The organism is Fusicatenibacter faecihominis (assembly GCF_020686945.1).
GTDB classification, from domain to species: domain Bacteria; phylum Bacillota; class Clostridia; order Lachnospirales; family Lachnospiraceae; genus Limivivens; species Limivivens faecihominis.
The window spans coordinates 51,525-65,441 of record NZ_JAJEPR010000016.1; the positions used below are offsets into that span (position 1 = coordinate 51,525).

Sequence of the window (13,917 nt, forward strand, 5' to 3'; positions counted from 1 at the left end):
AAAATGTTCAGGTGCGCCTGAACCCATAAAAGGAGGAACCCAATATGAAGAGAAAAAACGTATCCAGAATCACCGCGCTGGGACTGTGCGGAACCATGCTGCTGAGTGGCGCCGCAGGCCTTACCGCTCACGCTTCTGAAGAAGAGCCCCTTTCTTTCAAAGTGACTACCGTATATTTCGGTGATCAGTCTCCGGAGAACACCAAGATTCAGGAAGAATGGATCAAACTCTGCGAGGAAAAACTGGGAAGAAAGCTTGACATTACCTTCGAGTACATTCACACCGGCGATTACACAGAGAAACTGCAGGTAATCAACGCAGGCGGCGATCTGCCTGACATTCTGACCTGCTACAGCACCAACAGCAACGCAAAACTCATGGTAGATGAGTACGGTTCCAAGGGACTTTACCTCGATCTCGCCGAGCATCTGGATGATATGCCGAACTACAAGAGCTATCTGGACAAGGACCCGCAGAGCCAGAGCACTCTGTTCACTCCGGAAGGAAACCTCTACGGTGCATACAACTTAAGCATCGTTCCGACTGGTTCCGCTCACGGCGCTTTCTCCACGATGATGGCTGTGAAAAACAGCGTGCTGAAAGATCTGGGCCTTGAGATCCCGACCACTCTGGATGAGGTTTATGATGTAGCCAAGGCAATCAAGGATGCCGGCGTTTCCAAATATCCCATCGTTCAGCTGGAAGAGTGGCAGAACCCCGAGGATGTGGTATTCAACGCTTATCACACCGCTTCCAACCGTTACTATGATGGAACCGAGTTCAAATATGGCCCGCTTTCCGATGATTACAAACAGGCTCTGCAGTATCTGAACAAGATTTACACCGAAGGACTGATCTCCCCGGATTACTTTACTTACACTACTGATATGGGTAATGCCGATCTGGAATCCGGCACCGCCTGCATCCTGCCCTCTGCATGGGAAGGTTATCCCGGAGCCTGGGCTGATGAGCGTCCGGACGACGAATGGGTAGCAGTACCGCTTCCGACCTCCGATGCTTATCCGGATGAGGCATGGCAGTTTGAGAGAGAGTTCACCAGCGAGTACGAGTTCAACCCGAGATACAGCATGGTAATCTCCGCTCAGTCTCCGATCGCTGACGAGCTCGTGAAATTTGTGGACGCTCAGTATGACGAGGATGTCATCAACCTTCTGAACTGGGGAATCGAAGGCGAAACCTATGAAGAGAAAGATGGCAAGAAGAGCCTGATCGTTACCAAAGATCAGTATGCAGAGTATGGTATGCCTGTATCCGGTTCCATGCGTTCTGGCATCTTCCCGCAGCCGCAGGATATGGATCTCTGGAGAATCGAGATCTCTGAACCGGCTCCGATCTACTGGGATGGTGAGATCGTAACAGATAAACTGGTTGCTTTCTCCAGCAGCGTGATGAACGAGAGCAACACCGCCCCGAGAGACGGCCAGCCGAATCCCTCTATCTCCGCAGATGAGTCCAGTGAATATGCAAATATCATGACTCCGGTAGAGACCTATGCGAAAGAGCAGAAGGTAAAATTCATCAAGGGCGACCGTTCCTTTGACGAGTGGGATTCCTACATCGAAGAGATCAACAAGATGGGCGATATCCAGGCAGCAATGGATATCTACAACAGCAAAATCAGCAAATAATAAAGAGTAAAAAGACCGGGGCGGCGTGAAGCTGCTCCGGTTTTCTGCTATTCCCGCGAGCAACGAGCCAAGTAGCCATGCTTGCATGGATATTTGGCGACTGCCGCGAGGGTTAAATACCCCGCTGCTTGCAGCAGGGTATTTAATTGAAAAGAAAACTCGTTGCCAGAAAAGAAAAAGGGGCGTATAGTGGTTATCAGCAAGGGCGGAAACGCCTTGAAGTAAAGGAGAATATAAAAATGAGAGCTTACGAACGTCTGATTAAATATGCCATGGTTCCCACGGCCAGTAATGAAAATTCCGCAGCAGTTCCCACCACCGAGTGCCAGTTCAACCTGGCTCATATCCTGGTAAACGAGCTGCAGGAGATGGGTGTAAAAAATGCCAGAGTCGATGACAAATGCTATGTTTATGCCAGCATTCCCGCTACACCGGGCTGCGAGGACAGCAAAGTCCTGGGCTTTATTTCCCATATGGATACCGTGTCTGATTTCGCCGATCATATGGTGCAGCCCATCGTTCACGAAAACTATGATGGAAAGGATCTTCCCCTGGGAGAGAGCGGTCGTACCCTGGAGGTAGCCCTTTTCCCGCATCTGCCGTCCCTGAAAGGCCGTACGCTGATCACCAGCGACGGAACCACGATCCTCGGAGCGGATGACAAGGCTGGTGTGGCAGCGATCATGTGTATGGCAGAGCGTCTGATGAAGGATGATATGCCTCACGGAAAGATCTGCATCGGTTTTACACCGGACGAGGAAGTGGGAGGCGGAGCCGATCATTTTGATGTGAAAGGCTTCGGCGCAGATTTCGCCTACACCGTGGACGGCGGAGCCGAGAGCGAGATCGAGTACGAAAACTTCAATGCGGTGAGAGCCGATGTGGATTTCAAAGGCTTCAACATCCATCCGGGTTCAGCCAAGAACACGATGATTAACGCCGCTCTGGTAGCAATGGAATTCAACAATATGCTTCCGGCCGGGGAGACTCCGAGGGACACCGACGGTTACGAAGGTTTCTATCATCTGACCCGCATGAGCGGAAATGTGGAAAAAGCAAACCTCAACTATATTTTAAGAGACCATGACGCGGACAACATCGCCAGAAGACAGGAGATCATGAAGGAGATCGCGAAAAAGCTCAATGAGAAATACGGAGCAGGTACCGTGAACCTGACCCTCAAAGAGGAGTACCGCAACATGGCTGAGAAGATCAGAGAGAACTTCCACCTGATCGAGAATGCGAAAAAAGCTGTCAAGAAATCCGGCGTGGAGCCTCAGGTGGTTCCGGTCCGGGGCGGCACCGACGGCGCGCGCTTAAGCTTTATGGGTCTGCCTTGCCCGAACCTCGGCACCGGCTCCTATGCCTGCCATGGTCCTTACGAGCACGCTACTGCAGAGGGCATGGACATCGTGGTAGATACTCTGACTGAGCTGGTACGTCTTTACGGAGAGATGAAATAAGAATGGGAAAAGAAGTAAAAACAAACGCAATGCGGATCCTCGACCGGAATAAAGTTCCCTATGAGATCCTCAATTACGAATGTGATGAATTTATCGATGGTCTTCATACCGCACAGGCCACAGGGGCGCCGGTAGAGCAGTCTTTTAAAACGCTGGTGGCGAAAGGGAAGAGCGGTGGTTATTATGTCTTTGTGATCCCCATTGCGGAGGAAGTGGACTTAAAAGCCGCAGCAAGATCGGTAGGTGAAAAATCCGTGGAGATGATCCATGTGAAGGATATCACCGCCATCACCGGTTATGTCCGGGGCGGCTGCAGCCCTCTGGGCATGAAGAAACAGTTCCCGACCGTGATCCATGAAAGTGCAGAAGCTTATCCGGAAATCTATGTCAGCGGAGGCCGGATCGGTACTTCCATCAAGGTAGAGCCCCAGGCGCTGGCCAAAGTTGCTCGGGCGAAGTTTGATGATATTATCCGGAAAGCAGAATAACAGGAAAACCGGACGCTCTGCTGCTTTCAGCGTGGCTTTGATTCTGAAGGGAGGACAGGAATGATCTACCATCAGGCGAAGGATCCGACCGCTTACCAGACGATTTTCTACCGCCAGATCGGTCTGAAGAAACAGGAAGAGGAGACGGGAAACAGCTGGAGAGACGATGAAGGGGGATATATCTATACCTTTGGAACGATGGATACGATCCAGATGGGAATCGGAGAGTATACGGTTCCGGTGGATTTCCTTTCGGAGTTTCAATACGATACGGAATATCTTCATGCAGGGATCATCTATGAAGGGATTACCTATTCACTGGTGGATAACCATATGAAGGAATTTGCCACACCTTCTGCGTTCCTGGCGATGGAACAGGCGGCAGGAGGCATCAACTGCTGGAAAAAAGGCCAGCATTTCAAAGGAGTGGAGATCTCCGTGGAACTGGGATATCTCCGGGAAACACTTCTTCCTTTCCTGGGTCTTTCCGCAGAGGCTTTGGATTTTCTGGAAAAAAACGTTCGTTATCTTCATTTACCGGAGGAACTGCAGGATCTGATCTTTCGGGCAGAGCAGCTTCTTCGGAAACAAGAAATGACGGAGAGCCTTTTAAAATCTCTTGCAGCAGAGTTTGTATCCCAGCTGGTGCGTCCGGAAATCCGTTCCGTTTTTGCGAATGGAGAGGCGATGCTCACCGGAAAGATCAAAGTAGGGAAAAAAGAGATCCGTATGAAGAAAGAGGATTTTCAGAAAATCATACAGGTTCATGACCGGATACGGGATCATGCGGAAACCTTTGTGACGATCTATGCGCTGAGCCAGGAATTCAGTATCGGAGAACAGAAGCTGAAAGCAGGTTTTCAAAAGCTGTATCAGCAGACGATCTGGGATTATGCCAATCAGGTACGAATGAACCGTGCGGCAGTCCTTCTGAAGGATCCGGAAAAAAGCATTGCGGAGATATCAGCACTCACCGGTTATCAGAGTCAGGCGGCTTTTCGGAAAATGTTCAAGAAATGGAGCGGGACGACTCCGGGAAGATTCCGGGCCTTTATCAGAGAAGAAAACTGATACTTCAGGAGGCCGGAACTCATTGCTTTTTACAATGGGCTCCGGCCTCCAGTTTTTTAAGGCTGTATGGTTTTGTGATGACGTCCCTCGGGAATGACAAGAGGTGTACGGGAGACCGGATCGGGAATGATCTGACAGTCCAGTCCGTAGATTTTTTTGATCAGACCGGGTGTGATGATCTTAAGAGGAGCACCCTGAGCCTCCAGTTGTCCCTGATACATGGCAAAAATATAGTTTGCATACCTGGCAGAAAGGTTGATATCATGAAGCACCATAAGGATCGTGGTGTTTCTTTTTTTATTCAGATCCGTGAGAAGATCCAGGATTTCCACCTGATAAGCAATATCCAGATAGGTGGTGGGTTCATCCAGCAGGAGAATATCGGTCTGCTGTGCGAGAGCCAGAGCGATCCAGACCCGTTGTCTCTGACCGCCGGAAAGCTCATCCACACTCCGGTCTGCCAGTTCTGTGATACCCATGAGTTCCAGCGCTTCTTCCACTGCGGCAAAATCCTCCGGACGCATACCGCCAAAGGCTCGCCGGTAGGGAAAACGCCCACGGGCGACCAGATCCGTTACCTTGATCCCTTCCGGAACAACCGGAGACTGGGGAAGCAGTCCCAGAGTTTTGGCTACTTCTCTGGAAGGAAGAGAAGAAATACTTTTTCCATCCAGTGTAATCATACCGGACTCTGGTTTTAAAAGCCGGGCAAAGGTTTTGAGAAGCGTGGATTTTCCGCAGCCGTTGGCTCCCAGAATGACACTGATCTTCTTTTCAGGAAGCGTCAGTGAGACATCAGAGAGGATTTTCCGACCGTCATAACCGGCGGAAATTGTTTCAGCAGAAAGTATGGGATTGTTCATCAGACATGTTCTCCTTTGTCATTCATTTGAAGCAGTAAAAATAACAGGTAAGGTGCTCCGAGGATGCCTGTGACCACACCTACGGGATAGCGGGAGGGGAGGGCGAACTGACCGATGAGGTCAGATGCCAGTACCAGTGTGCTTCCGGTGAGAGCCGAGGTAAGCATGCCGTTTTTTCCGTTTCCGGAAAGTCTTGTGGCGATGGGGCCGGAAAGAAAGGCTACGGAAGCCACCGGACCGGTCACAGAAGTGGCAAAAGCTACCAGAAGGAGCGCCAGAAGGATCAGTGTCAGCCGGATCCTTCTGACGCTAACACCCAGAGTCACGGCATGGGCTTCTCCCAGCTGAAGCATGGAGAGCTGTCGGTTCAGGAGAAGGATCGCACCTCCTGCTCCGAAGACGACAAGCGCTAAGCGGGGGATATTTTCCAGCTTTACGCCGTTTAAGCTTCCGCTGAGCCAGCGGAGTGCGTTGGCCACATCGTACTCGGAGGCTTTCAGAAGCATCCACGAAATGACTGCGCTCAGAAAAGCCTGCATGCCAATACCTGTGAGGATCAGCCGGGCGTTGGAAAAACCGCCGCCCTGGGAGAGAAAGTAGATCAGGACAGAAACCAGAAGACCGGAGAAAACAGCCATCAGGGAGACCGTGCCTCCGTTAAGCTTTAACACCAGAATGCCGAAAACGGCAGCCACACTGGCACCGGAGGTGACACCAATAATGTCAGGACTGGCCAGGGGATTTCCAAGAAGCTGCTGCAAGGTATTTCCGGCCATGCCAAAGGCCAGACCACAGAGGATGGCAGTGAGCATCCGGGGAAGGCGGAGGGTTCTGATCGTAAAAACAGCACCTTCCACGTCCTCACCGGAAAGCACCTTCAGTACGGTCTTCGGGGAGTAAATGGTGTTTCCATAGATCATCATGATGCAGGCAAGGGCAAAAGTGAGGAAAAGAAGCGTAAGAGCCGTAAAGACGTACCGGCGCTGGCGCTTCCGATAACCGACTGTTATCGTGGAAAGCTGATTTTTCGTTTGTTTTTTCACAGAGAACTCACCTTCGCTTTCCGAATGATAAAAATAAATACCGGAGCACCGATCAGGGCAGTGACAATGCCGGATTCCAGTTCGCCTGGGCGGCCCAATATACGGCCAAGTACATCGGCAAACAGAAGAAGACAGGCTCCGCCAACGGCAGAGAGCGGCAGGATTTTTCGCATATCCGGGCCGAGGAGCAGCCGCATAAGATGAGGGATCATCAGTCCCACAAAGCCGATGGGGCCTGCCAGAGCCGTGGTGGATGCACAGAGAAGAACTCCCGCGAGGGCGCTTGAGGCACGGATCAGAGGAACATTGAGTCCAAGTCCTGTGGCGGCATCGTCACCGAGCGCCAGAGCGTTCAGGGAAGGGGCCAGAAAAATGCTTAAGAAAAAACCAATGACAAAACAGGGCAGAAGCAGACGGATGTCAGCCCAGTCTGCGCCGCTGATACTTCCTGTCTGCCAGAAACGGAACTGATCCATGACCTGGGTGCTGGGGAGCATAATGGTATTGACCAGAGACTGGAGCGCGGTGCTTGCGGCGGCACCGGCCAGAGCCAGCTTGATGGGAGTGGCTCCGCCGTGCCCGATGGAGGCAAGCCCGTAGACCAGAATAGCCGTGAGTGCGGCACCAGCAAAGGCGAGACCGATATACTGGATGCCTTTATTTATATGAAGAAACGCGATTCCGAACACAACAAAAAGGGAAGCTCCCGTATTGACACCCAGAATGCTGGGATCAGCAATGGGATTTCGGGTGATGGCCTGCATGAGAGCGCCGGAGATACTCAAAGCGGCACCTGCGAGAACACCAAAAACCGTACGCGGGATCCTTGCCTGGACCACATTGGCATCGAAACTGCTCTCGCCCAGATGAAAAAGACTCCGGATCACAGTCTGAAAGCCCACGGATTTTGCTCCGCAGGCTACAGAGGCCAGAACACAGAAGGCCAGGCAACTCAGACTGATGATACCGGTGAGAAAGAACCGGTGTTTTTTCATTTGATTTTTTCCTGAGCAGCAGAGAGGAGGCTTAAATAGTCATCAATCTCAGCGGGAATGGAGAGGATGGAGGGAGTTGCGGCACCTGCCAGGGCAGTGGTGCTGTCAATGAGAGCAACGGCTCCATTTTTCACTGCGGGGATCTGACTCATGAGTTCATCCTGCTGAAGGGCATCCAGAAGCGTCTCATCGCCATAAGCAACAATCATATCCACATCACTTAACTGATCGGCATTTTCACGGCTGACGGTGATGCTGAAATCGGTGCTGTCTCCGGCAAGTTTGGTGACACTTTCCGGAAGTTCCAGACCGAGATCCAGAAGATAAGCAGCTCTCGGGTCTGCGGAAGGCAGATAGATATAGAAAGAACTCAGATCGTCAGCATTGATCCAGCAGAACGCAGTTTTAACGCCTTTAAGATCCGGATAGTCAGCCAGTTTATCCTGGATCAGCTGCTCGACTTCAGCTACCTTAGCTTCTCCTTCGGCTTTCATACCCATACCCTCGGCATTTTCAATCGTCTGGTCTCTCCAAGTAGTCTGCCAGGCATTTTCCTTATAAGGAATGACAGGGGCAATCTGGCTTAAGGTGTCATAATCCTCTTGAGTCAGACCGGAGTAAGAAGCCAGGATCACATCAGGATCACAGTCGCTGATGGCTTCAAAATCCAGACCGTCCACATCATCAAAAACATTGGGAGCGTCAACACCCAGTTCCTGGAAGGCCTCGTCTGTCCAGGGATGCAGATTGTTTTCTGTTACCATACCATAGTTGGCGGCAGAAACGCCCACAGGAGCAATGCCGAGTGCCAGTGGCGTGTCCTGGTTTTCCCAGCCGACGGTAGCGATGCGCTCTGGTTTGCTCTCGATGACGGTTTCACCGTAGGCATGCTGGATCGTGATGGGATATTCGGTTTCCTCGTCTGCTCCGGAGGCAGTGCTTTCCTCTTCAGAGGCTGCTTCGGTTTCAGAAACAGTTTCTGTCTCGGCAGCGGAAACAGCCATAACAGATGTCAGTGCCAACAGGGAACAAAAAAGAACGGATAATTTTTTGAATTTCATAAAGACCTCCTAAAAATAATTTCTGATGGTAAGTTAAGACTAACTAACTGCGTTGGAGTATAGCATGAAGAAAAAAATCCGTCAATCCATGCATCGTAAAAAATATGGTTGTCACCGGATTGAGTCGTTTTTGCGTTTACAAAATTTTCAGAATAAATAGCATCACAGATCCTCGAAAATAATGTTATAATTAAACTGATAGAGTAAAAAGGCAAGAAGGAGGCATTATGGCGGAAAAAGATTTTGTAAAACTGAAAAATGTGACGAAAATATACCAAATGGGTGAAGTGCAGATCCGTGCGGTGGACGGCATTGATTTTTCCATTGATAAAGGCGAATTTGTAGTTGTGGTAGGTCCCAGCGGAGCCGGAAAAACCACGGTTTTAAATATCCTCGGCGGCATGGACAAGGCCTCCGGCGGAGAAGTCCTGGTGGACGGAAAGGACATTGCCGGTTATTCCCAGAAGCAGCTGACGGGCTACCGGAGAAATGACATCGGTTTCGTTTTCCAGTTCTATAACCTGGTTCCGAACCTGACCGCACTGGAAAATGTAGAACTGGCTCTTCAGATCTCTCGAAATCCCCTGGATGCAAAGACGGTTATGCAAGAGGTGGGGCTGGGCGACCGTCTGAACAACTTCCCGGCCCAGCTTTCCGGCGGTGAGCAGCAGAGGGTTTCCATTGCAAGAGCACTGGCAAAAAATCCCAAACTTCTGCTCTGCGATGAACCGACGGGTGCGTTGGATTATCAGACAGGAAAAGCTATTTTAAAACTTCTTCAGGACATGTGCCGGGAGCGGGGAATGACCGTTATCGTCATCACCCATAACTCGGCCCTGACGCCTATGGCAGACCGGGTTATCCGGATCAAAAACGGAAAAGTATCGGAAATGTACAGAAACGAACACCCCGTATCCGTGGAAACCATCGAATGGTAGGTGAAGGTATGAAGAAGAAAGCATTGAGAAAAGATTTTTTTGTAGAAGTACGAAAAAGCCGGAACCGTTTTCTTTCGATCCTTTTTATTGTGGCCCTGGGTGTATCTTTTTATTCCGGTATCCAGTCGGCTGCGCCGGATATGAAACGTTCCGGGGATGTCTATTTTGACCGGGAAAAACTCATGGATCTGAAGGTGGTCAGCACACTGGGGCTTACAGAAGAGGATCTTCTGGAACTTGAGAAAACGAAAGGCATAGAAAAGGCAGAAGGCGCTTATATGACAGATGTCCTCTGTGGAGAAGGGGATAATCAGAAGGTTCTGCATCTGGAGTCCGTTACAGAGGATTTTCAGAAGCTTCAGCCGGATGAGGGGGCGCTTCCGTCAAAAGCCGATGAATGTTTTCTGGATGCCCAGGCGGCACAGGCCTTTGATGTCCATGTGGGAGATACCATCACCGTACAGGAGGAGGGAGAGGAAAGTGATTCTGTTCTGAAAAGAAAGACCTTTACGGTGGCAGGCATCGGCGGAAGTCCGGCATATATCGCTTTCAGTCGCGGAAATACGATGCTCGGTTCCGGTGAAGTTTTGGGCTTCTGCTATATTCTTCCGGAAAATTTTGACATGGATGTTTACACACAGGTTTTTCTTTCGGTGGAAGGAGCAGAAGAGGAGGTTGCTTTTACGGACGCCTATGATTCCCTGGTGGCGACGGCAAAAGAAAAAGTAGAAGAGCTCTCCGAAAAACGCTGTCAGGTCCGGTATGATGAGGTCACCGGTGAGGCACAGGAGAAGATCGATGATGCGAAACAGGAGCTTGCGGACGGCAGAAAAGAATCGGATGAAAAACTGGCCGATGCGGAGAAAACACTGACGGATGGCGAAGAGGAACTGGAGCAGGGAAAAAAAGATCTGGAGGACGGTAAAAAACAGCTCTCAGAAGCACGGACACAGCTGGATGAGCAGAAAACGGCCCTGGATGAGCAGGAAGAACAGCTGAAGACGGCAGAGGCACAGTTTGAAGGAAGCACGCCGGAGATCGAGGCGGGCAAAACAAAGATCGCAGAAGCAAGAGAGCAGCTTTCTGAAGGAGAAAAGGAGCTGGAGACAAAAGAATCCGAACTTGCAAAAGCGGAAGAAACTATAAAAGAAAATGAGACAAAGCTTGCAGACGGCCGGAAAGATTATGAAGAGGCCAAGAAGGAAGCAGAAGATAAGATTGCTGAGGGCGAAGACAAGATCGCTGAGGCGGAAGCAGATCTGGCAGCGCTGGAATTTCCCGCGTGGACGGTCTCTGACCGGAACGATATGACAGACTACTCCGGTTATGCAGATAATGCCAATCAGATGAAGAGTCTGGGTGCCGTTTTCCCGGTACTGTTTTTCCTGGTAGCGGCTTTGATCAGCCTCACGACGATGACCAGAATGGTAGAAGAAGAACGGACACAGATCGGTACGTTGAAAGCACTGGGCTACAGCAAGAGCTCCATTGCCGGAAAATATGTTTTCTATGCCCTTCTCGCTACGGTCGGAGGCAGTGTCCTTGGTGTTCTGGCGGGAGAAAAAATCTTCCCTTATGTGATCATCGATGCTTACCGGATCATGTATCAGCATATGGACGGAATGGTTCTGGATTATCAGCTGGATCATGCGCTTGTTGCTTCACTGGTAGCTCTTTTCTGTACCATGGCAGGAACGCTTTCTGCCTGTGGAAAGGAACTGGCAAGTACACCGGCGGTTCTTATGCGTCCGCCAGCGCCCAAAGAAGGTAAAAGAGTCTTTCTGGAAAGGATCGGTTTTATCTGGAAACACTTAAGCTTCAGCTGGAAATCCACGGTACGGAACCTTTTCCGCTATAAAAAGCGTCTTTTTATGACGGTTTTCGGGATCGGCGGCTGTATGGCTCTTCTCCTGGTGGGCTTTGGACTCCGGGATTCCATCATGGATGTCGTGTTGCTCCAGTACGGCGAGATCCAGCTTTATGACGGTATGCTTGTTCTGAATGAAGATGCTTCGGATGCAGAGGTGGAAGCGCTGAAGAAAGACCTCTCTTCCCGTTCCGATGTGGAAGAGAGTATGGATGTCTATATGAAAAAGCACGCGGCAAAGGGAGAGAACGGTACCTGTGAGGTTTACCTTATGATGCCGGAGAAACTGGAAAATTTTTCAGACTTTATACACACCAGAAACCGGATCACAAAGGAAGCGTATACGCTTGGTGATGAGGGTATTATTCTGGCAGAAAAAACGGCAAAAATGCTGGGTGTAAAAAATGGCGGCAGTATTACCGTGGAGAGTACAGAAGGAAAAGAGATGGAAGTTCCGGTGGCAGAAATCTGTGAGAACTATATGCAGAATTTCGCCTACATTTCCCCCGGCCTTTATGAAAAACTCTTTGGTTCTGTTCCGGAAGCAAACAACATTCTTTTCAAGGGAACGGATTCTTCTGATGAGGCAGCCATTGAAAAGACCGGTCAGGAACTTCTGAAAAATAAGGCGGCTTTGAGCGTTACTTATATCGGTACGCTGGCAGAGCGGCTGAACAGTATGCTGGGAAGCCTGGATGTGGTCATTGTGGTCCTGATCATTTCTGCAGGCATGCTGGCCTTTGTGGTCCTCTATAACCTGAACAACATCAACATCAATGAGCGGAAAAGGGAGCTTGCGACCCTTAAAGTGCTGGGCTTCTTTGACGGAGAGGTTTCCTCTTATGTATTCCGGGAAAATGTCCTCCTTACCGTTTTTGGCTGCATTCTGGGTGTAGTGCTCGGTTCTGCCCTGCACCGTTATGTCATTACGACAGTGGAGATCGAGTCGTATATGTTTGGCCGGATCATCAAGATTCCAAGCTATTTGCTCGCCATAGCACTCACCTTCGGTTTTTCTTTTCTGGTCAATCTTCTGATGCATTTCAAGCTGAAAAAGATCGACATGGTAGAATCACTGAAGAGTGTGGAATAAGAATCGGGATTGTGGATAACTTCCCTGAAAAACTTTTAAAACGTGGATAAGAAGAGGCAGGAGATCAGTGACGGTCTTCTGCCTCTCTGTATTCGGAGGGAGTGCATCCGGTTCTTTTTTTGAAAATGGCGGAAAAATAGCTGGGATTTGTAAAATTCAGACGCTCACTGATCTCAGCCATGTCAAGCGAACTGTTTTTCAGAAGAAGACGGGCAGCTTCAAGTTTTTGCTCCGTGATGTAATGCTTGACAGACTGGCCGGTTTCTTCTTTGAAACGAGCTGCCAGATAGTGTGGCGTGTAACCGCTGACTCGGGAAAGTAATTCCATGGAAAGCTTTTCTCCCAGATGCTGCTGGATATAAGCCTGACAGCTCTGGATCGGAAGAGAAAGTTTTGGGGCCTCCCGGATCTTGTGAACTCTGGCGATGAAATCCCGGAACATATTCTGGTGGATATCCTGGACCTCATGAATATCTGTGCCGTTTTCTACGGCCTGGATGTAGTAATCACTGAGGGAATAGGCTGCCTCCGGGATCATGCCGCCGCGGATAGCTGCCCGGGTGACGAGCGTGGTGGCAACGATCGCCTCGTCCTTGGCCTGACGCAGGGGATCACCGGGACAGAGGGTTCCAGTCACATGGTTGTCGCTGTTCTGAACGTAAAAATGGTCGATTTCATCATTATAGTGGATATTTCCGTTTTCTACATGGGAAAGAAAGCGCTGTTCCAGCACATAAGTGCCGTGGCTGCTGGGAATATCCCGGGCTTGAAAAGGCTCTTCTGTATGAGACTCCGAGGGGCGGAGCTTCTGAAAACTGGAAAAATAGATGTTTTTGTCATAGCAGGCATAGTAGAACATCCGGGCCAGCTGGCCAAACGTCGTGAGTGGCACCACAGGAATATTTTTCATCAGCTTCAGGAACTTGATCCGGGAGGAAACGCTCATCTCCCGGATTTCCATCTGCTTGCGAAAATATTGTTCCGATACATCCGTGGAAAAGGTGGGCCCCAGCACGAAGAAATTTTTCTCAAAGGGAACCACGATCCAGGTAAAAGAAAGCCCGTCGGTGAAATGAAACGGCAGAGTCCCCGCTTTTTCCTGAATCTCCAGAAGCCGCTCCCGGCTGTTCAGCAGGAAGAAATTTTTCAGCACCATCTCCCAGGTGCAGTTGCTCTCGATCAGAGAAAAATCCTCCCCATAAACCCAGGAAAACACCTGATTTACTTTCAGAAGGATGGTACGGAAATATTGGATTTTTTCGTTGTTTTCGCTCATGATCGCCTCCGGCGTAAAAAATATTATAGAAAAGTGTATCACAGACTTGAGAAAAAGAACAGAGGGATTGCGCCTCTGGAAAATCAGATTTAAAATAGAAGAAAAAGCTT

At 50.0% G+C, this 13,917-nt stretch carries 11 protein-coding genes; 6 read left to right on the forward strand and 5 right to left on the reverse strand.

The genetic code is table 11. The annotated features are described in order from the left end of the window. Positions 1-44 precede the first annotated feature (44 nt). From LKD71_RS10505 to LKD71_RS10520, 4 genes are all read left to right on the forward strand, one after another. Positions 45-1,649, forward strand: coding sequence for an extracellular solute-binding protein (locus LKD71_RS10505; protein ID WP_227615363.1), 1,605 nt, complete (start codon positions 45-47; stop codon positions 1,647-1,649). Between the two features lie 239 nt (positions 1,650-1,888). Further along, positions 1,889-3,112: a peptidase T gene (pepT, locus tag LKD71_RS10510; RefSeq protein WP_227615364.1), complete on the forward strand. Its 1,224-nt coding sequence runs from the start codon at positions 1,889-1,891 to the stop codon at positions 3,110-3,112. Between the two features lie 2 nt (positions 3,113-3,114). Beyond that, positions 3,115-3,600 (forward strand): Cys-tRNA(Pro) deacylase, encoded by a 486-nt coding sequence (gene ybaK, locus LKD71_RS10515; protein WP_227615365.1) that lies wholly within the window; start codon positions 3,115-3,117, stop codon positions 3,598-3,600. A 60-nt stretch (positions 3,601-3,660) separates the two neighbouring features. Continuing rightward, positions 3,661-4,671 (forward strand): helix-turn-helix transcriptional regulator, encoded by a 1,011-nt coding sequence (locus tag LKD71_RS10520; RefSeq protein WP_227615366.1) that lies wholly within the window; start codon positions 3,661-3,663, stop codon positions 4,669-4,671. Positions 4,672-4,727: 56 nt separating this feature from the next. On the opposite strand, the gene LKD71_RS10525 is transcribed toward LKD71_RS10520, so the two are convergent. The 4 genes from LKD71_RS10525 to LKD71_RS10540 are packed head-to-tail and all read right to left on the reverse strand — an operon-like array spanning position 4,728 to position 8,633. Then, the gene (locus LKD71_RS10525; protein ID WP_227615367.1) at positions 4,728-5,534 is read right to left on the reverse strand and encodes an ABC transporter ATP-binding protein; all 807 of its coding nucleotides are present in this window, start codon (positions 5,532-5,534) and stop codon (positions 4,728-4,730) included. Further along, entirely contained in the window at positions 5,534-6,577 is a 1,044-nt protein-coding gene (locus tag LKD71_RS10530) for a FecCD family ABC transporter permease (protein WP_227615368.1), read from the reverse strand. The genes LKD71_RS10525 and LKD71_RS10530 overlap by 1 nt, the downstream gene beginning before the upstream one ends. Continuing rightward, positions 6,574-7,572 (reverse strand): FecCD family ABC transporter permease, encoded by a 999-nt coding sequence (locus tag LKD71_RS10535; protein WP_227615369.1) that lies wholly within the window; start codon positions 7,570-7,572, stop codon positions 6,574-6,576. The genes LKD71_RS10530 and LKD71_RS10535 overlap by 4 nt, the downstream gene beginning before the upstream one ends. Then, positions 7,569-8,633 carry an iron-siderophore ABC transporter substrate-binding protein gene (locus tag LKD71_RS10540; RefSeq protein WP_227615370.1) on the reverse strand — a complete coding sequence of 355 codons (1,065 nt, stop codon included), beginning with the start codon at positions 8,631-8,633 and terminating at the stop codon, positions 7,569-7,571. Before LKD71_RS10540 ends, LKD71_RS10535 begins: the two co-directional genes overlap by 4 nt. A 227-nt stretch (positions 8,634-8,860) precedes the next feature. Here LKD71_RS10540 and LKD71_RS10545 point away from each other — a divergent pair, with 227 nt between their 5' ends. Both LKD71_RS10545 and LKD71_RS10550 read left to right on the forward strand, forming a co-directional pair. Continuing rightward, positions 8,861-9,571, forward strand: coding sequence for an ABC transporter ATP-binding protein (locus LKD71_RS10545; RefSeq protein WP_178046002.1), 711 nt, complete (start codon positions 8,861-8,863; stop codon positions 9,569-9,571). Then, a complete protein-coding gene (locus LKD71_RS10550) occupies positions 9,565-12,531 on the forward strand; it encodes an ABC transporter permease (protein ID WP_227615371.1) in 2,967 nt (988 codons plus the stop codon). Before LKD71_RS10545 ends, LKD71_RS10550 begins: the two co-directional genes overlap by 7 nt. A gap of 64 nt (positions 12,532-12,595) precedes the next feature. On the opposite strand, the gene LKD71_RS10555 is transcribed toward LKD71_RS10550, so the two are convergent. Beyond that, the gene (locus tag LKD71_RS10555) at positions 12,596-13,807 is read right to left on the reverse strand and encodes a helix-turn-helix domain-containing protein (protein ID WP_227615372.1); all 1,212 of its coding nucleotides are present in this window, start codon (positions 13,805-13,807) and stop codon (positions 12,596-12,598) included. Positions 13,808-13,917 lie beyond the last annotated feature (110 nt).